The sequence below is a fragment of the Bacillus sp. JHAA genome, from assembly GCF_036961585.1.
Lineage (GTDB): Bacteria > Bacillota > Bacilli > Bacillales > Bacillaceae > Bacillus > Bacillus velezensis.
In genome coordinates this window covers 300,705-322,819 of record NZ_JBAMDE010000001.1, presented here as the reverse complement: position 1 = coordinate 322,819, position 22,115 = coordinate 300,705, and the positions used below count along the sequence as shown (strand labels likewise).

19 protein-coding genes are annotated in these 22,115 nt (G+C 46.9%); 18 read left to right on the top strand and 1 reads right to left on the bottom strand.

Translation table 11 applies throughout. The features are described 5' to 3' along the window. Positions 1-3: 3 nt before the first annotated feature. From V7728_RS01655 to V7728_RS01575, 17 genes are all read left to right on the top strand, one after another. A complete protein-coding gene (locus V7728_RS01655; protein ID WP_003151605.1) occupies positions 4-1,398 on the top strand; it encodes a sugar porter family MFS transporter in 1,395 nt (464 codons plus the stop codon). Positions 1,399-1,662: 264 nt separating this feature from the next. Further along, entirely contained in the window at positions 1,663-2,697 is a 1,035-nt protein-coding gene (gene cggR, locus V7728_RS01650) for a gapA transcriptional regulator CggR (RefSeq protein WP_003151607.1), read from the top strand. Between the two features lie 33 nt (positions 2,698-2,730). Further along, entirely contained in the window at positions 2,731-3,738 is a 1,008-nt protein-coding gene (gap, locus tag V7728_RS01645; protein WP_007409954.1) for a type I glyceraldehyde-3-phosphate dehydrogenase, read from the top strand. 321 nt (positions 3,739-4,059) lie between these two features. Continuing rightward, positions 4,060-5,244 carry a phosphoglycerate kinase gene (locus V7728_RS01640; protein ID WP_003151616.1) on the top strand — a complete coding sequence of 395 codons (1,185 nt, stop codon included), beginning with the start codon at positions 4,060-4,062 and terminating at the stop codon, positions 5,242-5,244. A 25-nt stretch (positions 5,245-5,269) separates the two neighbouring features. Beyond that, positions 5,270-6,031, top strand: coding sequence for a triose-phosphate isomerase (gene tpiA, locus V7728_RS01635; RefSeq protein WP_099567100.1), 762 nt, complete (start codon positions 5,270-5,272; stop codon positions 6,029-6,031). Continuing rightward, positions 6,024-7,559, top strand: a complete 1,536-nt coding sequence (gene gpmI / locus V7728_RS01630; RefSeq protein WP_003151620.1) for a 2,3-bisphosphoglycerate-independent phosphoglycerate mutase — start codon at positions 6,024-6,026, stop codon at positions 7,557-7,559. The genes tpiA and gpmI overlap by 8 nt, the downstream gene beginning before the upstream one ends. 27 nt (positions 7,560-7,586) lie before the next feature. Further along, positions 7,587-8,879: a phosphopyruvate hydratase gene (gene eno / locus V7728_RS01625; RefSeq protein WP_007409956.1), complete on the top strand. Its 1,293-nt coding sequence runs from the start codon at positions 7,587-7,589 to the stop codon at positions 8,877-8,879. Between the two features lie 168 nt (positions 8,880-9,047). Further along, positions 9,048-10,328, top strand: a complete 1,281-nt coding sequence (locus V7728_RS01620; RefSeq protein WP_099567099.1) for a M28 family peptidase — start codon at positions 9,048-9,050, stop codon at positions 10,326-10,328. Between the two features lie 265 nt (positions 10,329-10,593). Continuing rightward, positions 10,594-11,928 (top strand): nucleotide sugar dehydrogenase, encoded by a 1,335-nt coding sequence (locus V7728_RS01615; protein WP_043020631.1) that lies wholly within the window; start codon positions 10,594-10,596, stop codon positions 11,926-11,928. A gap of 48 nt (positions 11,929-11,976) precedes the next feature. Further along, positions 11,977-13,107 carry a DegT/DnrJ/EryC1/StrS family aminotransferase gene (locus V7728_RS01610; protein WP_012118481.1) on the top strand — a complete coding sequence of 377 codons (1,131 nt, stop codon included), beginning with the start codon at positions 11,977-11,979 and terminating at the stop codon, positions 13,105-13,107. Beyond that, complete coding sequence (locus tag V7728_RS01605) at positions 13,104-14,033, top strand: NAD-dependent epimerase/dehydratase family protein (RefSeq protein WP_099567098.1); 930 nt, start codon at positions 13,104-13,106, stop codon at positions 14,031-14,033. The genes V7728_RS01610 and V7728_RS01605 overlap by 4 nt, the downstream gene beginning before the upstream one ends. After that, entirely contained in the window at positions 13,999-15,255 is a 1,257-nt protein-coding gene (locus tag V7728_RS01600) for an aminotransferase class V-fold PLP-dependent enzyme (RefSeq protein WP_099567097.1), read from the top strand. Before V7728_RS01605 ends, V7728_RS01600 begins: the two co-directional genes overlap by 35 nt. A gap of 11 nt (positions 15,256-15,266) precedes the next feature. Further along, positions 15,267-16,148: a GNAT family N-acetyltransferase gene (locus V7728_RS01595; protein WP_015240612.1), complete on the top strand. Its 882-nt coding sequence runs from the start codon at positions 15,267-15,269 to the stop codon at positions 16,146-16,148. Next, positions 16,121-16,879 carry a WbqC family protein gene (locus V7728_RS01590; protein WP_007409964.1) on the top strand — a complete coding sequence of 253 codons (759 nt, stop codon included), beginning with the start codon at positions 16,121-16,123 and terminating at the stop codon, positions 16,877-16,879. Before V7728_RS01595 ends, V7728_RS01590 begins: the two co-directional genes overlap by 28 nt. Next, entirely contained in the window at positions 16,842-17,519 is a 678-nt protein-coding gene (locus V7728_RS01585) for a PIG-L deacetylase family protein (protein ID WP_053574060.1), read from the top strand. Before V7728_RS01590 ends, V7728_RS01585 begins: the two co-directional genes overlap by 38 nt. Before the next feature lie 7 nt (positions 17,520-17,526). Then, entirely contained in the window at positions 17,527-18,447 is a 921-nt protein-coding gene (locus V7728_RS01580) for a sugar phosphate isomerase/epimerase family protein (protein ID WP_082998449.1), read from the top strand. Continuing rightward, positions 18,422-19,657 carry an MFS transporter gene (locus V7728_RS01575; RefSeq protein ID WP_082998450.1) on the top strand — a complete coding sequence of 412 codons (1,236 nt, stop codon included), beginning with the start codon at positions 18,422-18,424 and terminating at the stop codon, positions 19,655-19,657. The genes V7728_RS01580 and V7728_RS01575 overlap by 26 nt, the downstream gene beginning before the upstream one ends. Before the next feature lie 43 nt (positions 19,658-19,700). Here the strand turns inward: V7728_RS01575 and V7728_RS01570 are convergent, their stop codons facing one another. Then, positions 19,701-20,162, bottom strand: a complete 462-nt coding sequence (locus V7728_RS01570; RefSeq protein WP_082998451.1) for a GNAT family N-acetyltransferase — start codon at positions 20,160-20,162, stop codon at positions 19,701-19,703. Positions 20,163-20,293: 131 nt separating this feature from the next. Here V7728_RS01570 and V7728_RS01565 point away from each other — a divergent pair, with 131 nt between their 5' ends. Then, positions 20,294-22,084, top strand: coding sequence for a zinc ribbon domain-containing protein (locus tag V7728_RS01565; RefSeq protein WP_099567096.1), 1,791 nt, complete (start codon positions 20,294-20,296; stop codon positions 22,082-22,084). Positions 22,085-22,115 lie beyond the last annotated feature (31 nt).

Genomic DNA, 22,115 nt, shown 5'->3' with positions numbered 1-22,115 from the left:
TTCATGAAGAATCACCCGGCACCAATTGGCTCAAATGTACCTGTCACTCGGCAGCATTCCAAGTGGTTTGTCATTCTCATCTCATGCGCGGCCGGACTGGGAGGGCTTTTGTACGGTTATGACACGGCGGTGATTTCCGGCGCTATCGGTTTCCTGAAAGATTTGTACCGCTTAAGTCCTTTTATGGAAGGGCTCGTGATTTCAAGCATTATGATCGGCGGTGTTTTCGGCGTCGGGATTTCCGGATTTTTGAGTGACCGTTTCGGACGGAGAAAGATTTTGATGGCAGCGGCGCTGTTGTTTGCGGTGTCAGCGGTTGTCTCTGCGCTTTCTCAAAGTGTGTCTTCCTTAGTGATCGCCAGAGTCATCGGCGGTCTGGGAATCGGCATGGGCTCCTCGCTTTCTGTCACGTATATTACCGAAGCCGCTCCGCCGGCCATACGCGGCAGTCTGTCTTCCCTGTATCAGCTGTTTACGATATTAGGGATATCCGGCACTTATTTTATTAACCTCGCCGTCCAGCAGTCCGGCTCGTATGAATGGGGAGTGCACACCGGCTGGCGGTGGATGCTCGCTTACGGCATGATTCCGTCCGTCATCTTTTTTATCGTGCTGCTTATCGTGCCGGAAAGTCCGCGCTGGCTTGCGAAAGCGGGGCGCCGAAATGAAGCCCTCGCCGTGCTGACGCGCATTAACGGCGAGCAGACCGCGAAAGAAGAAATCAAACAAATCGAAACGTCTTTACAATTAGAAAAAATGGGTTCATTGTCTCAGCTGTTTAAGCCGGGGCTGAGAAAAGCGCTTGTGATCGGGATTCTGCTGGCTTTATTCAATCAGGTCATCGGCATGAACGCAATTACGTATTACGGGCCGGAAATTTTCAAAATGATGGGTTTCGGACAGAATGCGGGGTTTATCACGACATGCATCGTCGGTGTCGTTGAAGTGATTTTCACCATTATCGCGGTTCTTTTAGTCGATAAGGTAGGCCGGAAAAAGCTGATGGGGGTCGGATCTGCCTTTATGGCGCTGTTCATGATCTTAATCGGGGCATCCTTTTATTTTCAGCTGGCGAGCGGTCCGGCTTTAGTCGTCATCATATTGGGATTCGTCGCCGCTTTCTGCGTATCAGTCGGGCCGATTACATGGATCATGATTTCGGAGATCTTTCCGAACCACCTCCGCGCACGCGCCGCCGGTATTGCGACGATATTCTTATGGGGGGCCAACTGGGCGATCGGCCAGTTCGTGCCGATGATGATCAGCGGGTTAGGGCTCGCGTACACCTTCTGGATATTCGCCGTCATTAATATTCTCTGTTTCTTGTTTGTCGTGACGATCTGCCCTGAGACGAAAAATAAATCATTAGAAGAAATAGAAAAACTCTGGATAAAATGAAAGCGTTTTACGACAAAAGTCCGCTCCGGCGGGCTTTTGTCTGTCACCTTCATTCCGTTTCTGTATATAATGACTGTATCAAGGAGATACTGGAAAATCCTGCGAAGAATGTCGAGGAATTGACCTTTAACAGTTGAATTAACAATGTCATCCTGTTAAAATAATTAAAGAAAGCAGACATAATTTTTTTTGGCTATGATGGGACGTTTTTTGTCATAGCGGGACATTTTCTGTCCAGTATGAATAGGAAGGAACGTTTGAGTCATGAACCAGTTAATACAAGCTCAAAAAAAATTATTGCCTGATCTTTTGCTTGTGATGCAGAAAAGATTTGAAATCTTGCAGTATATCAGGCTTACCGAACCGATCGGCCGCAGAAGTCTTGCAGCCAGCCTCGGATTGACCGAGCGCGTTCTCAGAAGCGAGGTTCAGTTTTTGAAAGAACAGAATCTCATCGATATTAAAACAAACGGCATGACAATGACGGAAGAGGGCTATTCACTGCTTTCGATTCTGGAAGATACGATGAAGGATGTTTTAGGGTTGACGCTTTTGGAAAAGACATTAAAAGAGCGGCTTAATCTGAAAGACGCCATTATCGTTTCCGGAGACAGCGACCAATCTCCTTGGGTCAAAAAAGAATTAGGGAGAGCGGCCGTTGCATGTATGAAAAAGAGATTTTCAGGCAAAAATATCGTCGCTGTAACCGGCGGTACGACAATTGAAGCCGTCGCCGATATGATGACGCCGGATTCAAAAAACCGCGAGCTCCTGTTTGTGCCCGCAAGAGGCGGTTTAGGCGAAGATGTGAAAAACCAGGCGAACACCATATGCGCGCATATGGCGGAAAAGGCTTCAGGCACTTACCGGCTTTTGTTCGTTCCCGGGCAGCTGTCACAAGGCGCCTACTCATCTATTATTGAAGAACCTTCCGTAAAAGAGGTGCTTCACACGATTAAATCAGCGAGTATGCTCGTTCACGGAATCGGCGAAGCTAGAACAATGGCGGAGCGAAGAAACACGCCTTTGGAAGATTTGAAGAAAATAGATGACAATCATGCGGTGACAGAGGCATTCGGCTACTACTTTAATGCGGACGGAGAAGTCGTTCACAAGGTGCATTCAGTCGGAATGCAGCTTGATGACCTCGATGCCATTCCCGACATTATCGCGGTAGCGGGCGGATCATCAAAAGCAGAAGCAATCGAAGCTTATTTTAAAAAGCAGCGAAACACGGTTCTCGTCACGGACGAAGGAGCCGCAAAGAAGTTATTAAGGGATAACAGTCCCTCAATATAAATATCTCTCACTTATTTAAAGGAGGAAATAATCATGGCAGTAAAAGTCGGTATTAACGGTTTTGGTCGTATTGGACGTAACGTATTCCGCGCAGCATTAAACAATCCTGAAGTTGAGGTAGTAGCGGTTAACGATTTAACAGACGCTAACATGCTTGCTCATCTTTTACAATATGATTCCGTACACGGAAAATTAGATGCAGAAGTTAAAGTTGACGGCAGCAACCTTGTTGTTAACGGCAAAACAATCGAAGTTTCTGCTGAGCGCGATCCTGCGAAACTCAGCTGGGGCAAACAAGGCGTTGAAATCGTAGTTGAATCTACTGGTTTCTTCACAAAACGCGCAGACGCTGCGAAACACTTAGAAGCAGGCGCGAAAAAAGTTATCATCTCTGCACCTGCTAACGAAGAAGATATCACAATCGTTATGGGTGTTAACGAAGACAAATACGATGCGGCTAACCACGATGTTATCTCTAACGCATCTTGCACAACAAACTGCCTTGCGCCGTTTGCAAAAGTACTTAACGACAAATTCGGCATCAAACGCGGTATGATGACAACTGTTCACTCTTACACAAACGATCAGCAAATTCTTGATCTTCCGCACAAAGACTACCGTCGTGCGCGTGCAGCAGCTGAAAACATCATTCCTACATCAACTGGTGCTGCTAAAGCAGTTTCCCTTGTTCTTCCTGAACTGAAAGGCAAACTGAACGGCGGAGCTATGCGTGTGCCGACTCCAAACGTTTCTCTTGTTGACCTAGTTGCTGAACTGAACAAAGACGTAACGGCTGAAGACGTAAACGCAGCTCTTAAAGAAGCGGCTGAAGGCGATCTTAAAGGAATCCTTGGCTACAGCGAAGAGCCATTAGTATCCGGAGACTACAACGGCAATGCTAACTCTTCTACAATCGATGCTCTTTCTACAATGGTTATGGAAGGCAGCATGGTAAAAGTAATCTCTTGGTACGATAACGAAAGCGGCTACTCTAACCGCGTTGTTGACCTTGCAGCTTACATCGCAAAACAAGGTCTTTAATTCATAGCTCCCGGAAAGGGCCGGACTTGGTTCTTTCGGACAGAAACGCTATAATGAAAGCGGACAAGGGAAGGGGACGGACTCCCTTTCCCTTTTTCCATGAGAACCGGCTTTCAGAAAGCGCCGGATTGCTGCAGAACGTCCGCGTTTTGAAGTTTCCGCGGCACTTTCGTTTTCTGAGCCGCCTGCCCTGGCTCAGAAAACGATCTGTCCCGTGCCCGGAAGCTGCAATCTGCCCCGCGGCGGAAGCATCATGAGGCGGTTTCACGTTTCACGTTTTTCGTGCTATGCAAACCATTTTGAAGGAGGATCTCCTAAGGCATGAATAAAAAAACAGTAAAAGACATCGACGTAAAAGGCAAAGTCGTATTCTGCCGCGTTGACTTTAACGTTCCAATGAAAGACGGGGAAGTAACAGACGATACTCGTATCCGCGCTGCGCTTCCAACAATCAAACACCTTGCAGACCAAGGCGCGAAAGTCCTTCTTGCGAGCCACTTAGGCCGCCCGAAAGGCGAAGTGGTTGAGGAGCTTCGTTTAACTCCTGTCGCTGCACGCTTAGGCGAACTGCTCGGCAAAGAAGTGAAAAAAGCGGATGAAGCTTACGGCGATGCTGTAAAAGCACAAATTTCTGATATGAAGGACGGAGACGTTCTTGTATTGGAAAACGTACGTTTCTACCCTGGTGAAGAGAAAAACGATCCTGAGCTTGCTAAAGCATTTGCTGAGCTTGCGGATGTATATGTCAATGACGCATTCGGTGCTGCCCACCGTGCTCACGCATCTACAGCCGGAATTGCCGAGCATCTGCCGGCGGTTGCAGGATTCCTGATGGAAAAAGAGCTTGACGTTCTCGGCAAAGCCGTGACAAATCCTGAGCGCCCGTTTACGGCAATCATCGGCGGCGCGAAAGTAAAAGACAAAATCGGTGTAATCGAAAGTCTGCTTGATAAAGTGGACAACTTGATCATCGGCGGAGGTCTTGCTTACACATTCGTAAAAGCGCTTGGTTATGAAGTCGGTAAATCTCTTCTTGAAGAAGATAAAATCGAACTTGCAAAATCATTCATGGACCGCGCGAAAGAAAAAGGCGTTAAATTCTATATGCCGGAAGACGTTCTCGTTGCTGATGATTTCTCTAACGATGCAAACGTCCAAATCGTGCCGATCTCTGAGATCCCAAGTGATTTAGAAGCGATCGACATCGGAACGAAAACCCGCGAAACGTACGCTGAAGTTATCAAAAACAGCAAACTTGTCGTATGGAACGGACCGATGGGCGTATTCGAAATCGACTTGTTCGCTCAAGGCACAAAAGCAGTGGCTGAAGCATTGGCAGAGGCAAACGATACATACTCTGTCATCGGCGGAGGAGACTCTGCGGCAGCCGTTGAAAAATTCGGCCTTGCTGACAAAATGAGCCATATCTCAACAGGCGGCGGCGCATCCCTTGAATTCATGGAAGGCAAAGAGCTTCCAGGTGTAGCTGCGCTGAACGATAAATAAAAACTGCTATAAGGAAGTGGAACAGATGAGAAAACCAATTATAGCCGGTAACTGGAAAATGAACAAAACACTCGGCGAGGCTGTCAGCTTCGTTGAAGAAGTGAAATCTTCCATTCCAGCAGCAGACAAAGCGGAAGCCGTTGTTTGCGCACCAGCTCTTTTCTTAGAAAAGCTGACTTCTGCTGTTAAAGGAACTGACCTGAAAGTCGGCGCCCAAAACATGCATTTTGAAGAAAACGGTGCGTTCACAGGTGAAATCAGCCCGGTCGCTCTGAAAGACCTTGGCGTGGATTACTGCGTCATCGGCCACTCTGAGCGCCGTGAAATGTTCGCTGAAACTGATGAAACAGTTAACAAAAAAGCGCATGCCGCTTTCAAACACGGCATTGTGCCGATCATTTGCGTAGGTGAAACGCTTGAAGAGCGCGAAGCCGGAAAAACAAATGATCTTGTTGCCGATCAAGTGAAAAAAGGTCTTGCGGGTCTTTCTGCAGAGCAAGTTGCCGCTTCCGTTATTGCGTACGAGCCAATCTGGGCAATCGGAACAGGCAAATCTTCTACAGCGAAAGATGCTAACGACGTCTGCGCGCATATCCGTAAAGTCGTTGCTGAAAGCTTCAGCCAGGAAACTGCTGACAAGCTCCGCATTCAATACGGCGGCAGCGTAAAACCTGCAAATATTAAAGAATATATGGCAGAGTCCGATATTGACGGTGCTTTGGTCGGCGGCGCAAGCCTTGAACCGCAGTCATTCGTTCAATTATTGGAGGAAGGTCAATATGAGTAAAAAACCAGCTGCACTCATCATTCTTGATGGGTTCGGATTACGCAATGAAACAGTCGGAAACGCAGTCGCACAAGCGAAAAAACCGAATTTCGACCGTTATTGGAACCAATACCCTCATCAGACGCTGACGGCATCAGGCGAAGCAGTCGGACTGCCTGAAGGACAGATGGGGAACTCTGAAGTCGGTCATTTGAATATCGGCGCAGGACGTATTGTGTACCAAAGCTTAACACGCGTGAACGTTGCCATCCGCGAAGGCGAATTCGAACGCAATCAAACGTTCCTTGACGCCATCAAAAACGCGAAAGACAACGACAAAGCGCTGCACCTGTTCGGCCTTCTTTCTGACGGAGGCGTACACAGTCATATCAATCATTTATTCGCGCTGCTGAAGCTTGCGAAAAGTGAAGGACTGACGAAGGTGTATATTCACGGTTTCCTCGACGGCCGCGATGTAGGTCCGCAAACAGCGAAAACTTACATTCAGCAGCTGAATGAGCAAATCGAAGAAATCGGTGTCGGCGAAATCGCCAGCATTTCCGGACGCTACTACTCCATGGACCGCGACAAACGCTGGGACCGTGTGGAAAAAGCGTACCGCGCAATGGCTTACGGTGAAGGCCCGTCTTACCGCAGCGCGATGGATGTAGTCGACGATTCTTATGCGAACGGCATTCATGATGAATTCGTCATTCCGTCCGTCATCACAAAAGAAAACGGTGAACCCGTTGCGAAAATTCATGACGGCGATTCTGTGATTTTCTATAATTTCAGACCGGACCGCGCCATCCAGATTTCAAACACGTTTACCAACAAAGATTTCCGCGATTTCGACCGCGGTGAAAATCATCCGAAAAACCTGTATTTCGTCTGCCTGACTCACTTCAGTGAATCTGTTGACGGATATGTGGCTTTTAAACCGGTAAACCTTGACAATACGGTCGGTGAAGTATTAGCACAGCACGGGTTAAAACAGCTTCGCATTGCAGAAACTGAAAAGTATCCGCACGTTACGTTCTTTATGAGCGGCGGCCGCGAAGAAGAATTCCCGGGCGAAGAGCGCATCCTCATTAACTCGCCGAAGGTCGCGACATATGACCTGAAGCCTGAAATGAGCGCGTATGAAGTGAAGGATGCTCTTGTAAAAGAAATCGCGGCTGACAAGCACGACGCGATCATCCTGAACTTTGCAAACCCTGACATGGTCGGCCACTCCGGAATGGTCGAACCGACGATTAAAGCAATTGAAGCAGTGGATGAATGCTTAGGCGAAGTGGTTGACGCCATCATCGCTAAAGGCGGACATGCCATCATTACCGCTGATCACGGTAATGCAGACATTCTGATTACAGAAACAGGCGAACCGCACACTGCCCATACGACAAACCCAGTCCCTGTCATTGTGACGAAAGAAGGCGTGACGCTGCGCGAAGGCGGAATCCTAGGCGACCTCGCACCAACGTTATTAGACCTTCTCGGTGTTGAAAAACCGAAAGAAATGACCGGAACATCTTTAATTCAAAAATAAGCGTAAATCAAAAGGAGAGACAAACTCATGCCATACATTGTTGATGTTTATGCACGCGAAGTCCTTGACTCCCGCGGCAACCCAACAGTTGAAGTTGAAGTATATACAGAAACAGGAGCTTTCGGCCGCGCATTAGTGCCAAGCGGAGCTTCTACAGGTGAATACGAAGCGGTTGAGCTTCGTGACGGCGACAAAGACCGTTACCTTGGAAAAGGCGTGTTAACTGCTGTTAACAACGTAAACGAAATCATTTCTCCAGAGCTTCTCGGCTTTGACGTAACTGAACAAAACGCAATCGATCAGCTTTTAATCGAGCTTGACGGAACTGAAAACAAAGGCAAACTCGGTGCGAACGCAATCCTTGGCGTATCTATGGCTTGTGCGCGCGCAGCTGCTGATTTCTTACAGATTCCTCTTTACCAATACCTTGGAGGATTCAACTCAAAAACGCTTCCTGTACCGATGATGAACATCGTAAACGGCGGAGAGCATGCTGACAACAACGTAGACATTCAAGAATTCATGATCATGCCTGTAGGCGCGCCTAACTTCCGTGAAGCGCTTCGCATGGGCGCTCAAATCTTCCACAGCCTGAAATCAGTTCTTTCTGCTAAAGGAATGAACACAGCTGTAGGTGACGAAGGCGGATTCGCTCCGAACCTTGGTTCTAACGAAGAAGCGCTTCAAACAATCGTTGAAGCAATCGAAAAAGCCGGCTTCAAACCTGGCGAAGAAGTGAAACTTGCGATGGATGCTGCATCTTCTGAGTTCTACAACAAAGAAGACGGCAAATACCATCTGTCTGGCGAAGGCGTTGTGAAAACATCTGCTGAAATGGTTGACTGGTACGAAGAAATGGTTTCTAAATACCCAATCATCTCTATCGAAGACGGACTTGACGAGAACGACTGGGAAGGCCACAAACTTCTTACAGAGCGTCTTGGCAAAAAAGTTCAGCTTGTCGGTGACGACCTTTTCGTTACAAACACGAAAAAGCTTGCTGAAGGTATCAAAAACGGCGTAGGCAACTCTATCCTGATCAAAGTAAACCAAATCGGTACATTGACTGAAACATTCGATGCGATCGAAATGGCGAAACGCGCGGGCTACACTGCCGTTATCTCTCACCGTTCAGGTGAAACTGAAGACAGCACAATCGCTGACATCGCTGTGGCAACTAATGCAGGACAAATCAAAACAGGTGCTCCGTCCCGTACGGACCGTGTTGCGAAATACAACCAGCTTCTTCGCATCGAAGATCAGTTGGCTGAAACTGCTCAATACCACGGTATCAACTCTTTCTATAACTTGAATAAGTAATGGAATGGACGCCGGGAGATATTCTCCCGGCGTTTTTTTATGCTCCCGGGCTTTTCCCTCCTTTTTCATCATCTTCATTTGGTCAATAATATTCATTTTTCCCCTTTTTAAAGGAATCAGTGTTCTTCAATCGAAAGGGAAGAGGTGTTAATAAGAGGAGGGATTATGATGAAATTTTCATTTATGTCAGCCGCGGTGGCAGCAAGCGTCATATGGGGCGCGTCTGCCGGGCCGCTGTCCGAAACTCATGCTTATTCAGCCGTGACTGCGCCGGTTTTTGATGCTGATGAGGCATTGGACACGATGCATGATCTGAGTGAAACCATCGGACCGCGGGAAACCGGAACTGCGAAAGAAAAGGAAGCGGCTGAATACATATCGAATCGCCTGCGGGCTCAGGGCGCCAGTGTCAAAGTACAGTCATTTCCATTGAAAAAGTACTTTTCAGGTTCAGTCACAGCGGGAGATCATGAATTCCCGCTCCGCTCCGCTGATCAATCCGCTGTTGAAAAAGAGCTGAGAATTGAGGGAGGGATTTTTGACGGCGGCTGCGGATCACGCGATGACGTAACAGGAGCCAAAGGAAAGATTGCAGTGATACGCGAAGGAAAGATCCCCGTTTCTCAAAAGATCAAACATGCCGAACAAGCGGGAGCCAAAGCAGTCATTATTTATAATCAGACAACAAAACCGCTCGCCGTCCGTCCGCATACCGATAAAGGAATCACGATACCGGCGGCGGGTATGAAAAAAGAAGACGGTGAAGCACTGCTGCAGGAAAAGCAGGCAGTCATTCAATTTAAAAACTATAAAAACCGCACCTCACAAAATATTATAGGAACACGCAAAGCGGCACAGGCCAACTCTTCTGATGCTGATATTATTTATGTCACAGCGCATTATGACAGCGTAAAAGGCGCGCCCGGAGCGGATGATAACGCCTCAGGCACATCTGCCGTTCTGGAAATCAGCAAACAATTGACACACATACCGAAAGACAAAGAGATCCGCTTTATCCTGTTCGGTGCAGAAGAATTATGGTCTGCGGGTTCATCTTATTACGTCAGTACACTCACGAACAATGAAAGAAAGCACAGCCAGGCCAATTTTAATGCCGATATGATTGCGACTGACTGGGAAGAAGCGAGTCAAATGTGTGTCACGACTCCTGACGGCAAGGAAAACCCGAGCGTCCGGTATGCTGAAAAAGCCACTGAAAAATCCCGCTTGGTCAAGCCAAACCTGATTCAGCTCGGTTACTCAGACCATGTCTCTTTTTATGAAGCAGGGATTCCGTCGGCTAACTGGATTTGGCTCAGCCCCGATACACAGGAGCCGGGGCCTTGGTATCACACCGAGAATGATAATATGAAACACATCAGCAAAGAAAGATTAGAGAAAGCGGGATCACTCGTTTCCGCTGCTGTAACTGAGGCAGTGAAAGAATAAAAAACAGGCTTCGGCCTGTTTTTTTATATTGTTTTCTGTATATTCCCTCAATTAAGGGAGATTTTCTCACTTGTTACCAGATATATACCATTTGACAGGATTTTATTTTACAAATAAAAGAAAAATAAATAGATAATACCTAATTTATAAAAGGATGTAAAACTCATTTATCAAATTTTAACTTTTGTTATAATTGCGATATCGATCGATATTTGTTTTAAATTGTAAAAAACAATACTCTTTTCTATCTATTAGGGGGCGAAAAATGAATACTGTCACAAAAGAAGCCAGCAACCTTGGTCAAAAACGGCTGTTACATCTGATTGAAACGAAGCAGGCGATTGTAGGCGTGTTAGGCATGGGATATGTGGGATTCCCTCTTGCGCTGGAATGCGTCGATAAAGGATACAATGTTATCGGGTTCGACAAAAACAGTGAAAAGGTTTCCTTGTTAGCCGCCGGAAGCAGCCATATTCAAGATATAGAGGACGACAGACTGAACTCGGCTTTACAAACAAAACGCTTTCAAATCAGCGCCGACATGTCGCTCATCCAAAAATGCGACATCATTGTGATATGTGTGCCGACACCCCTGAACAAAAAAGACAAGATCCCCGATTTAACCTACATCGACAGTGCAGTTGACAGCATGATCGCTTATGGAAGGCAGCATCAGCTTTTAATTTTAGAAAGCACCACCTATCCCGGAACAACGAAAAAAAAGATTGCCGACAGAATGGCATCAAGCCGCGGCATGAAAATAGGAACAGACTTTTTTACGGCTTATTCTCCGGAAAGAATCGATCCGGGCAACAGGCAATATGAAGTTTCAGATATTCCTAAAGTAGTCGGCGGAACCACACAGACTTGCACAGAACTTGCCTCAGCGTTTTACAGCACCATTGTTACAAGCATTCACCCGGTCACCTCACCCGAAGTAGCTGAAACAGCTAAACTCCTAGAGAATACTTATCGTTATGTCAATATAGCTCTTATCAATGAAATGGCGCTTAATTGCCGTGAACTTGATATTGATATATGGGAAGTCATCTGCGCGGCGGACACGAAGCCGTTCGGCTTTCAAAAATTTATCCCGGGCCCCGGAGTCGGAGGCCATTGTATCCCGATTGATCCTTTTTACTTCAAATGGATCGCGAATGAAAAAGGGCTGCAGACAAAATTAATTGATCTCGCGGACGAAATCAATTCCAACATGCCGATTTCTGTCTCTGACTATGCTTTAAAACTGGCGGGCAAAGACAAATGCAGCATCTTAATAATAGGGGCCGCTTATAAAAAAAATACAAATGACCCGCGTGAATCCTCAGTGTTTACGATAATGGAAGAATTGATGGACAAGGGATGCGCGATTGATTATCATGATCCGTTTATCAGCGAGATCCGCTTGAATGACGGAAGCCGCAAACAATCTGTCCCTTTCACAAAAGAACAAATCAATCAGTACGACGTCATCATCATTCATACAGATCACGATGTAATCGACTACAGTATTTTGAAGGATGCCTCACCGATTATCTTTGACACAAGAAATGTATGCAAGGAAAAATCAGCCGACAATTGCAGAGTTGTCACTTTATAGGAGGGAACGGTCATTAGTAATCGATTTATCTCTTTTCACAGACCTGATATGACAAACGAAGAAATCGCAAGCGTAACCGAAACGATTCAATCGGGCTGGATTTCGAAAGGCCCGAAGGTAATCGATTTTGAAAAAAAGCTGGGAGAATGTATAGGAGCCGAACACGTCATCAGCTGTAATTCAGGCACCGCTGCATTACATATGGCTTTATTGGCGCTCGGGGTGGGAGAAGGCGATGAAGTCATCGTGCCGAGCTTCACGTTCTGTTCCAGCGTCAATGTCATTCTGCACGCCGGAGCCGTTCCTGTGTTTGCGGATATATGCGAGAAAAGTCTATGTGCCGATCCTGAAGATGTCAGGAAGAAAATAACGCCGCGCACAAAAGCGGTAATTGCGGTTCATTTTGCCGGCTATCCGGCTGATCTGGAAAACTTGCAATCCATTTGTAAAGAAAACGGATTGTATCTGATTGAAGACGCCGCTCATGCGCTCGGTACAAAATATAACGGAAGCATGATCGGCACTCACGGCGATGCCGTGTGCTTCAGCTTTTATGCCACCAAAAATATTACAACGGGGGAAGGCGGAGCCCTCGTTATGAAAGACGAACAGGCCGCAGAAAGAGCGAGGCTGTACGGCTGGCACGGCATCACAAAAAATGCCTGGAACCGGTACGGTGAAAAAGGCAGCTGGAGATACGACGTTTTACTGCCGGGCTTTAAATATAATATGACGGATATTCAGGCCGCGCTCGGTCTGGTTCAATTGAAACGCGCAAACGACATTCAAGAAAAACGGGAACAGATCGCTCAATTTTATGTACGTGAACTGTCAGGTCAATCTGACAAAGCGGCGCTTCCGCTTTCTGACATTCCAAGCGGCATAACGCACTCATGGCATTTATTTATTTTGCGGATTCGAGAAAACGGCGGTATGGACAGAGATCTGTTTATTGAGAAAATGAAAGAAAAACAAATCGGGCTGAGCGTGCACTTTATTCCCGTGCATTTGCATCCTTACTATAAAAAACATTTTCCTGCCGAGCTTCCGGTAACTGAACGTGTTTTCCGGGAGATCGTATCACTGCCTCTTTACAGCCAGTTATCAGATGAGGATTGCAGCTATATTGTCAAGTCTATAAAAGAAGTGTTGACTATCAGCCAGGAGGTAGGATCATGAAACATATTGCGATTATCGGAGGAGCCGGTTTTATCGGAAGCGAACTGGCGGCATTATTACAGGATAAAGGTTATCACACCATCATTGCAGACCAAAAGAAGCCGGCTTTTGACACTGAATACCGCCAAACGGATATCCTTGACCGGACGTCCCTCCGCGAATCACTGCGGGGAGCGGATGCGGTTGTCCATTTGGCGGCAATGGTCGGAGTGGACAGCTGCCGAAGCAATGAAGAAGACGTCATACGGGTCAATTTTGAAGGAACGAAAAACGTCACTGAGGTATGCGGTGAATTGGGAATCAGCACACTTCTTTTCTCATCGAGTTCAGAAGTGTTCGGAGATTCACCGGATTTTCCTTATACCGAGACAAGCAGAAAGCTTCCGAAATCAGCTTACGGAAAAGCCAAACTGCAATCAGAGGAATATTTGAGAGAACAGGCTTCCGACGAACTTCATATTCGGGTCGTCCGGTACTTTAATGTATACGGGCCGAAACAGCGCGAGGATTTTGTCATCAACAAGTTTTTCAGCCTGGCCGAGAATGGCTCTGAGCTGCCTCTTTACGGGGACGGCGGACAAATACGCTGCTTCAGCTACATCAGTGATATCATCACCGGAACTTATCTCGCTCTCATTCATGAAGGAGCCGTCTTTGAAGACTTCAATATCGGGAACGACCAGCCGATCACGATAAAAGAACTGGCTGAAAAAGTCAATGTGCTCTCAGGCAGAGAGAAGGATAACTATCTGTATAAAAAGCTGGGCGAAGACGGCGTGAGGGGAAAAGACATCGAGATTTTTAAACGGGCGCCGTCAATCGAGAAGGCGAAACGTTTGCTCGGTTACGCTCCGAAAGTAAGTCTGAATGAAGGCCTGGAGATCATAAAAGATGAAAGACAAAAGCACAAACTTTCACTTTCCTAAAAACCCGGAAGAGATCAAGTATCCCATTTATCCGGGTCAGTTTTCAGTCAGCGGCCGTCTGCGCGCGGTGAAGCACTTGCTTACTGCCGGACAAAGCGGACTGACTGAAAAACTGGAAAAACGTTACGGAAAAGGGGTCGTGCTGACCTCCAGCGGCAGTGCGGCACTGGTGCTCGCATTAACTTATTCGGGGGCCGGACCGGGGAAAGAAGTGATTTTCTCATCCTTCAGCTGCCCGAATGTCATTGATGCCGTGCTGCAATCCGGTGCGACGCCTGTGTTTGCGCAGCTGGATGAGCATCTATCCTTATCTTTTGAGGATGTCAAAAAAAAAGCGACGAGGCGTACGTGTGCGGTTATCCTCACACATGTATACGGCCGGAGAGAAAATACCGCTATCATTAACTGGGCGAAGGAAAACGGAATTGCTGTCATTGATGATGCCGCTCAAGCCATGTTTACAAAACAAGCGGATACATTTGCCGGCGGTTTGGGCGATTTCGGCATTTTAAGCTTCGGCCCCTCAAAGCCGCTTGCGAGTATCGGAGGCGGCGCGTTAATCGCGCCGAAAGAATGGCTTCGGCAAAAAGCAAATCTCCCGATGGAACAGCGCAGCCAAGTGGCAGCTGACTATCGAATCTATATCAGAAATCAAAGAATCCAAGCTGTAATGAAACGGAAACGGCATCATCCTATTTCATATATGTTTAGAAAAGCGGGCGCCATGCCTTCCATGAAAGCCACAAAGCTCGAAACTCTGCCGGATAAACCGGCTGTTGTACCCGTGCTTCGCATGCATCCGGCAAGGGAAGCCATTATTGATGATCAGCTTTCACGTATGGATCAGCTTGTAACAGCTTCGCTCCGAAACATAGAGACGGCGGGAGAAATCTTTGCAAAGGCGGGAGAAACAAACGGCATAAGAATGATCCAGCCCCAAGAAGGAGAACATCTGAATTATTTAACAATTGTATTTCCCCGGGATGAAGAGCGGTACGGGTGTTCCGTTTATTTAGCCGAAAGAGGCATCCAAACATGCTGGAACTATCTTCCCCTCGAACGTATTCCGATTTATGAAACATACGCGGGGGAAGGCGGGGAAGACCCGCTTTGGAAGAGAGTTCTTTCCCTGCCGTTTAAACCTCCTCTTCAAAAGGAGCAAGTCAGATATATAGCCGAATCCGTTTTATCATATTGTGAGCAACAGAATAAGACTGAATAGTGGTGATAAATATGCAAAAAACAGCAGTATGCACGACCCGCCAGGCATGGGATCGGGCCGCTGACATGTATCAGGCGGGATTGTTTCAAAGCTATGATTGGGGAATCCTCATGGAAGAGCTTCCCGGCACGTCATTTCACCCTGTCAGACTGACAACGGACGGAGGACAGGTCATCTATCTTCCGCTTTTTGAACAGAAGGGCGTATTATCCGGCAATATGATCGGATACGGCGGCGTTATTTCAGATCGCCCCATCTCATTTGAATGGCTTCAAAGTGAAATCCAGGCCATATTCGGCCGGAACATATCCCGGATGCTGCTGCCGTACGGTCAGACTTCTTTTACAGAAGAAATCAGGGAAGGATGGACGGAAAAGGCGACACGGATTCTTTCGCTTCCGGACACGTTTGACGAGCTTTGGACGGGCATTTCCGGAAAAGCCCGGACAGCAGTCAGATACGCTGAAAAAGAGAATATTGTCACCCGGCTGATCGGGCGAAAAGAACTTGGCGCGTTTTATGACCTCTACAAAGAGCATACATCGGCAATCGGCGCGGCTTATGTGCTGAGCCAGGGCTTTTTCCAAAAGCTGCTTGACACGTTTGCGGACCGAATGTTTTGGATCGGAGCATATCAGGATGAGACGCTGATCAGCAGCAGTATTTTTCTCTATGACCGCTCTCATTTCTATTATTGGCAGAATGTAAACAGCCTGGCGGGAAAAAAAGCGCAGGCCTCTTACTTATTGATGCGTGACGCCCTGCAATTCGCCATTTGCCGCAAGCTTCAATGGGCTGATTTTGGCTATTCACACAGTAAAGAAATCGCAAGACCGAAACGATATTGGGGAGCTGAAGAAAAACAATGCCGACTTTTTACGAAACCGGAATGAAAACAATAAGCGGCCATCAATCCAGTTATCTGCCGTGGTACGGTTTTTTTGAAAAAATGTATAAGTCGGATCTGTTTGCCATTCATGACACAGCTCAATTTGAGAAAAAAGGATTTCTCAACCGCAACAGAATCAAAACGCCGCAAGGCCCCAGATGGCTGACAGTGCCTTTGCAGATGAAACAATATAAAGACATAGAGCTTCGGCATATGAAAATCGACCAGACACAGGATTGGCGGAAAAAACATTGGATGGCGATTAAAATGAACTATGCGAAAGCTCCCTATTTTGAGCGATACCAGCATTTTTTTCAAGATGTCTATCAGCGGGAGTGGGAATATCTCCATGATTTGAATATGCACATCATTGAATTTTTCCGAAAAGAGCTCCGAATTGAAACGCCGCTCTGTTATGTCTCTGAGCTTGAATGCCGGAAGGAGAAAAAAAGCGATTTTGTTTTAGCGCTTTGTCAGGAGCTGGGGGCGGACCGTTATTATTCAGGCAGTCAGGGTTCCGACTATTTAATAGAAAGCGATTTTGAAAGAAACGGAATTGTCATTGAGTATCAGCAGATCCGACATTTTGGCTATCCTCAATTATTCGGGGAGCATATCCCTCACCTCTCCATGCTTGATATGCTGATGAACTGCGGAGCGGATACAGCCGAAATGTTAGTTAAAGGAGGGCAATATGATGAAAGTAATGGTATTTGCAGCGCATCCCGACGATGAAATTATCGGCGTCGGCGGCACGCTCGCCAAACATGTCCGCCAAGGTGACAGCGTGTCGGCAGTCATTATGGCGGAAGGCAAATCATCAAGAAAAACGGATTACAAAAAGCCTGAAGATTCCGTTATGGAGCATTCTAATCAAGAAACGGAGCAGGCGCTCAGCACTTTGGGCATCCATGATTTTGTCAGGCTGAACCTTCCTGATAACAGAATGGATTCAATGGATTTGCTGGATGTCGTGAAGGAAGCGGAGAAACAAATCAATCGTTTTCAGCCTGACATTGTGTATACCCAGTACGGCGGTGACATTAATATTGACCACTCCGTCGTATTCAGAGCGGTCATGACGGCAACCCGTCCGCTTCCCGGTCATACGGTAAAACGGGTTTTTGCCTATGAAACATTGTCTTCGACGGAATGGAATTACTGTCAGAAGGATCAGTTTCATGCCAATTTCTTCGTTAATATTGAAGACGAGCTTGAAACGAAATTGAAATCGATGGCGTGTTACGGTTCCGAGCTCAGAGACTTCCCTCATCCCCGCTCTTTGCAGGCGATCGAACATAATGCCCGTGTGTGGGGAGCAAAAGCGGGTTTTTCGGCTGCGGAAGCGTTTATGCTTGTGAGAGGAACATGGTGACTGTCCTATGATTGCTCAAATTCCGTTTTTCGGACTTGATCCGAAGCAAATCGATGAGAAATGGGTGGAAGCGGGATACGGTCTGGAAGCGAATATTTTTGACGGCCATTCCTTTGAGGAAGCGGATTATCTCAAAACATTCAATCAGACGCTGGAATATGCGAAACAGCTTGATCCTTCATTATTAACGCTGCATTTTCCGACAGATCATGCCGATTATGTGAATGAAGATCACATCAAAAAACAGCTTTATCACTTTGCGGAGCTCGCTGTGAAATACGGCGCCAAAGGCATAACCGTTCATGCCAATCAATTTATGACGGTTGAGGAATTTCAAGTCTATGACCTGGAAGGAAACCGTAAAAAAATCGTTGAGTTTTTCGCGGAGTTTGATGAGCGGCTGAAAGGGACGGACATTTGGATCGGTGTGGAAAACCTTCCGATCATCGGGAATCTGGGAGAGGATTTTGATCCGATTTTCATTTATCCTGAGGATTTTACAGAGCTGGTGCAGTTGGATCTGAAGCATGTCGGTATTACGTGGGATCTGTGCCATTGGGCGATTACCTATCAGACTCACTTATCTTCCGCGCTTATGTTCAGAAATGATCAGCTGAAATATCCCGATTTCTTTCAGTTTCTGTCGATAAAAGAGAGCATTAAGCATTATCACTTCAGCTCATTTCGCCAGCTTGCGTTCCCGCATGGGGGCGTCCGCTGTTTTGAGGGCCGCCATCCGAGTGAAGGGACAATCGCTGAGGAGCTGCTGAGACGGGCTGCCGATACTTTGCAGGAGCTTTATCGGAATCAAGATACCGGCATTGTATTTGAGGTGATGGAAGAGGATTATACGGAAAGACGGGAATCATGGAGAACGCTGGAATGGTTCGGCGGTGTATCTGATGACGAGGATCAAAAAAGGGCCTGATATGACATATCGAACACCGAACTATGCAAAGCTTTGGTGTGCACAGGTGTTTTCTTCAGCAGCGGACGGGGTCTGGCTCATTGCTCTGCCGCTGTTAGTGCTGGAATTGACCGGCAGCAAAATTCTAGTCGGCGTTATTTCTTTTATCGAACTCGTGCCCTTGACATTTGGCGTGCTGGCGGGGCCGCTGATTGATTTATTCCGAAAAAAGTCGATCTTGTATTTGTGCAATACGGGTCGGGCCGCCATTATGATCCTCTTGGCGGTGCTCAGCGCGAACGATTTATTAACCGTGTGGATAGCCGGGGTGTGCGCCTTTTGTCTATCTCTGCAATCGATGCTGTTTGCGCCGGCGAAAGTCGCGATCATTCCGCTGCTCGTCCGCAAACAGCATCTTGATCAGGCGACATCTCTGATCAATACGAGTGACTTGATCGGACTCATCGTCGGAAAATTGATCAGCGGGATCATGATTGCGGCTATTCCGTTCGGGATGCTGTTTGCCCTAAACGGCACTGCTTTTTTGATCTCTGCGGCATTTATCGCGTTCATTCGTATTTCAGAACAGCCCGATGAAAAAAGCAACGGAACTGAAGATGTAAAAGCCGGTTACAGAATGCTGAAAGGAAATGCGGCATGGCTGACATCGGTCGGATACTTTTTCATCGTAAATCTCGTCATTGCCGGCCTTATTTCAGTAATGGGGCCGATTCTTGCTGTGGAGCGTTTTCAGCAGAACTATTCTGTATGGTTTGCCGTCATGTATTCAATGTTTCAGGCGGGGATGCTTTTGGGCAATCTGGCCGTATTTTTCAAATGGAATACAAAACGCTTGAACCGGCTGTACCCGCGGACGTTAACGGCAGCGGGACTGCTCATTATGCTCCTGTTTTTTCCCCTTCATGGGTTTGAGTGCATCATCTTCCTGGTGCTTGGCATCATCATCTCGTATATTGATGTGCAAACGGTGCTGTATTTCCAAAAGACGGTTCCGGCCGCATATTTCGGAAGGGTCTTTGCACTGATTTTTTCCATTGTCAAAATGGGTGAACCGCTGTCGGCCGCTGTCTACACAGGGCTTCTGCTGTTGATGAATGCGGATTATATTTTTGCGGCGGTCGGACTGACCCTTACGATCGTTTTTGCTATTTTTTCAGTCAGACAAGGGAGTCAAAGAAATACAGAGAAACAAGCGGATCAATCCGTCTGAATGGTAAACGAAGGGGCGCCGATGTCAGCCGGCGCCCTTTTTATCATAAATCCAAATAAAGCCGTATCATATCCCGGCATTGAATGCCGTTTTCAAAAATGTCATCATCATAATGTCTGATAAAAAAATCATGGTCGACAGCCTGAATGCGGAATCCGCATTTTTGATAGAGTGACAGCTGATGAATACTGGAATTTCCGGTGCCGATTTCAATCGTGTCAGCCCCCGATTGTCTCGCTTTTTCAATGGCATCCCGCACCAGCTGTTTTCCGAATCCCCTGTTCTGCAGCGATTCTTTTACCGCGATGTTTACGATTTCTATCGTTTTAGGCCTTGTTTGCAATAAAACGTAAACCCCTGCAAGCTCGTCTGACGTCCAGGCCGTATAGCATTCTCCTCTTACAAGATAATCATCGACAATCTCTTTCGACGGATCGGCCAGCAGCAATAGTTCATACAGTGCTTCATCCGGCTCCGCGGCTTTTCGGATGCTCAGTTTTTGCATGTCCGTTTCTCCTCCTCTGTTATGATCGACAGCTATTTTTGAAAATAACTCCAAAATCATTCTACTTTATTATAAAATATGAAACATAGGAAAAGTTATACAAGTTTTGCAGATTGAATAGGAGGAAAGTCATGTTTTTTTGTAAGCATTGCGGCCAGCAGAACAATGAAGAAGCGCATTTCTGTAAAGAATGCGGAAAACCGATCGGGAAAGGAAGCCGGCTGGAGCGGCAGGCGGCTGTAAAAGCGGCTGAACCTGCTTCACAAATGAGAAAGCCGATCCCTAAAAAAACGCTCTTCATGTGGGGCGGCATTGCCGCAGCGCTGATCTTATTGATTGCCGCATATAAAACCGGAGCCTGGCTGACATCTGAAAAAAGGCTCACGGATCAATTCGAACAGGCGGTTCATGACGGGGACACGAAAAAGCTCGCAGCCCTGCTCACTCCTTCAGACAAAAAACTGAAGCTGAATGAGACCAATGTCAAACCGCTCCTTGCATACGCAAAGAAACACGATGAACTGCTGGCATCGCTTCGCGGCAATTCATCAGAAACAGATGCGGTATACGTCAAAAAAGAGGGAAAAACCCTTCTTTTGTTTGACCATTACGAACTGAAAGTCGATCCGGTTTATTTCCGGGTCACAAGCAATTATAAAGGCGCCGATCTTTATATCAACAGCGAGAAAACAGGTACGGTCAAAAAAGCCGATGAAACCCAAATCTTCGGCCCGTATGCACCCGGTGTCTACACGGCGGAAGCCAAGCTTAAAAATGAGACGGTTGACGTTGTCAAAAAGCAAGAGGCAGAGGCGGCCGGCAGCCGGAATGTTGAGTTTGACCTGCCGTTAGACGCCGAGGATGTGACATTCACTCCGGCAGACAGCTTCAAAAGCGCGAAAGGCGATCTGCTGATAAACGGCAAGTCTGTCCATAAAGATCCGTTTACATCCGTTACATATGGTCCGCTCTTAACTGACGGTTCCATGACAGCCGCCGTGGAGGCTGATTTTCCTTGGGGGAAAATGAAAACTGCCGATGTCCCGATCAACAGTACTGATGTGGACTTAACGCTTATCCCGGATCAAGATACACAACAAACAATCATGGACACGATTGTCAAAACAACGAAGCAGTATACAAAAGCGATGGCAGACGGAAATACCGATCAGATGACCGAGGCTGGTTCCGCCTGGAAAGAGCAGACGAAAGAAGTGGTATCCGGCATGAAGAGTTCCGGCACCTTTTTGAAGGATCAGTATAAAGAGACAAGCTTTGATCTGGATTCATTTGCGATTTCTCAAGAGAACGGCCGCTGGCAAGTAACTGTTACGGGTAAAGAGCTTCATGAGTCTGCTTATTTCGACGGGAATACGAAGCCTGATATGGAAGAGGCTGAGCCGAGCTTTCACTATGTACTCTCATATGATACAAAACATAAAAAATGGGTTTTCGAAAAAGCTGACCCTGCCTCAGATTCTTCTGGGACAAATGTAAAAAAAATAAAAAACGACCAGCCGAAAACCTATACATCCGCATGGGCATCATCCAAAGGAAATACAGCTTCAGGCAGCCTCACGAATGAACAAGTCACATCGTTTATGACTGATTACCTGACAAACCAATCAAGCGCCGTCAGCCTTAACAATTTCGCGATCATGGAGGGTAATTTAGAAGAGGGAAGCCCTTTGTATGCTGATCAGCAGAAACTGGTCAAAAAACTGCACAGCGAGGGGACGACCGAAGTATTTAATGAAGTGAATGTCAAAAGCTTTTCACAGAAAGGCTCTCATCTGACGATTCATACGTACGAGGAGTTTTATATTACGAAAGCCGGCGGCAGTCCGAAGCTCAGAACATACAATTGGACGTATGGCGGCATTGTTAAAGACGGAAGAATTTATTTAACATCCATTCAATAAAATAAACCCCCGCGCCAATCAGGCGGCGGGG

Coding starts and splice junctions, on each gene's coding strand:
- V7728_RS01655 (WP_003151605.1), top strand. CDS start 4: ATGAAGAATCACCCGGCACCAATTGGCTCAAATGTACCTGTCACTCGG.
- cggR (WP_003151607.1), top strand. CDS start 1,663: ATGAACCAGTTAATACAAGCTCAAAAAAAATTATTGCCTGATCTTTTG.
- gap (WP_007409954.1), top strand. CDS start 2,731: ATGGCAGTAAAAGTCGGTATTAACGGTTTTGGTCGTATTGGACGTAAC.
- V7728_RS01640 (WP_003151616.1), top strand. CDS start 4,060: ATGAATAAAAAAACAGTAAAAGACATCGACGTAAAAGGCAAAGTCGTA.
- tpiA (WP_099567100.1), top strand. CDS start 5,270: ATGAGAAAACCAATTATAGCCGGTAACTGGAAAATGAACAAAACACTC.
- gpmI (WP_003151620.1), top strand. CDS start 6,024: ATGAGTAAAAAACCAGCTGCACTCATCATTCTTGATGGGTTCGGATTA.
- eno (WP_007409956.1), top strand. CDS start 7,587: ATGCCATACATTGTTGATGTTTATGCACGCGAAGTCCTTGACTCCCGC.
- V7728_RS01620 (WP_099567099.1), top strand. CDS start 9,048: ATGAAATTTTCATTTATGTCAGCCGCGGTGGCAGCAAGCGTCATATGG.
- V7728_RS01615 (WP_043020631.1), top strand. CDS start 10,594: ATGAATACTGTCACAAAAGAAGCCAGCAACCTTGGTCAAAAACGGCTG.
- V7728_RS01610 (WP_012118481.1), top strand. CDS start 11,977: ATGACAAACGAAGAAATCGCAAGCGTAACCGAAACGATTCAATCGGGC.
- V7728_RS01605 (WP_099567098.1), top strand. CDS start 13,104: ATGAAACATATTGCGATTATCGGAGGAGCCGGTTTTATCGGAAGCGAA.
- V7728_RS01600 (WP_099567097.1), top strand. CDS start 13,999: ATGAAAGACAAAAGCACAAACTTTCACTTTCCTAAAAACCCGGAAGAG.
- V7728_RS01595 (WP_015240612.1), top strand. CDS start 15,267: ATGCAAAAAACAGCAGTATGCACGACCCGCCAGGCATGGGATCGGGCC.
- V7728_RS01590 (WP_007409964.1), top strand. CDS start 16,121: ATGCCGACTTTTTACGAAACCGGAATGAAAACAATAAGCGGCCATCAA.
- V7728_RS01585 (WP_053574060.1), top strand. CDS start 16,842: ATGAAAGTAATGGTATTTGCAGCGCATCCCGACGATGAAATTATCGGC.
- V7728_RS01580 (WP_082998449.1), top strand. CDS start 17,527: ATGATTGCTCAAATTCCGTTTTTCGGACTTGATCCGAAGCAAATCGAT.
- V7728_RS01575 (WP_082998450.1), top strand. CDS start 18,422: ATGACGAGGATCAAAAAAGGGCCTGATATGACATATCGAACACCGAAC.
- V7728_RS01570 (WP_082998451.1), bottom strand. CDS start 20,162: ATGCAAAAACTGAGCATCCGAAAAGCCGCGGAGCCGGATGAAGCACTG.
- V7728_RS01565 (WP_099567096.1), top strand. CDS start 20,294: ATGTTTTTTTGTAAGCATTGCGGCCAGCAGAACAATGAAGAAGCGCAT.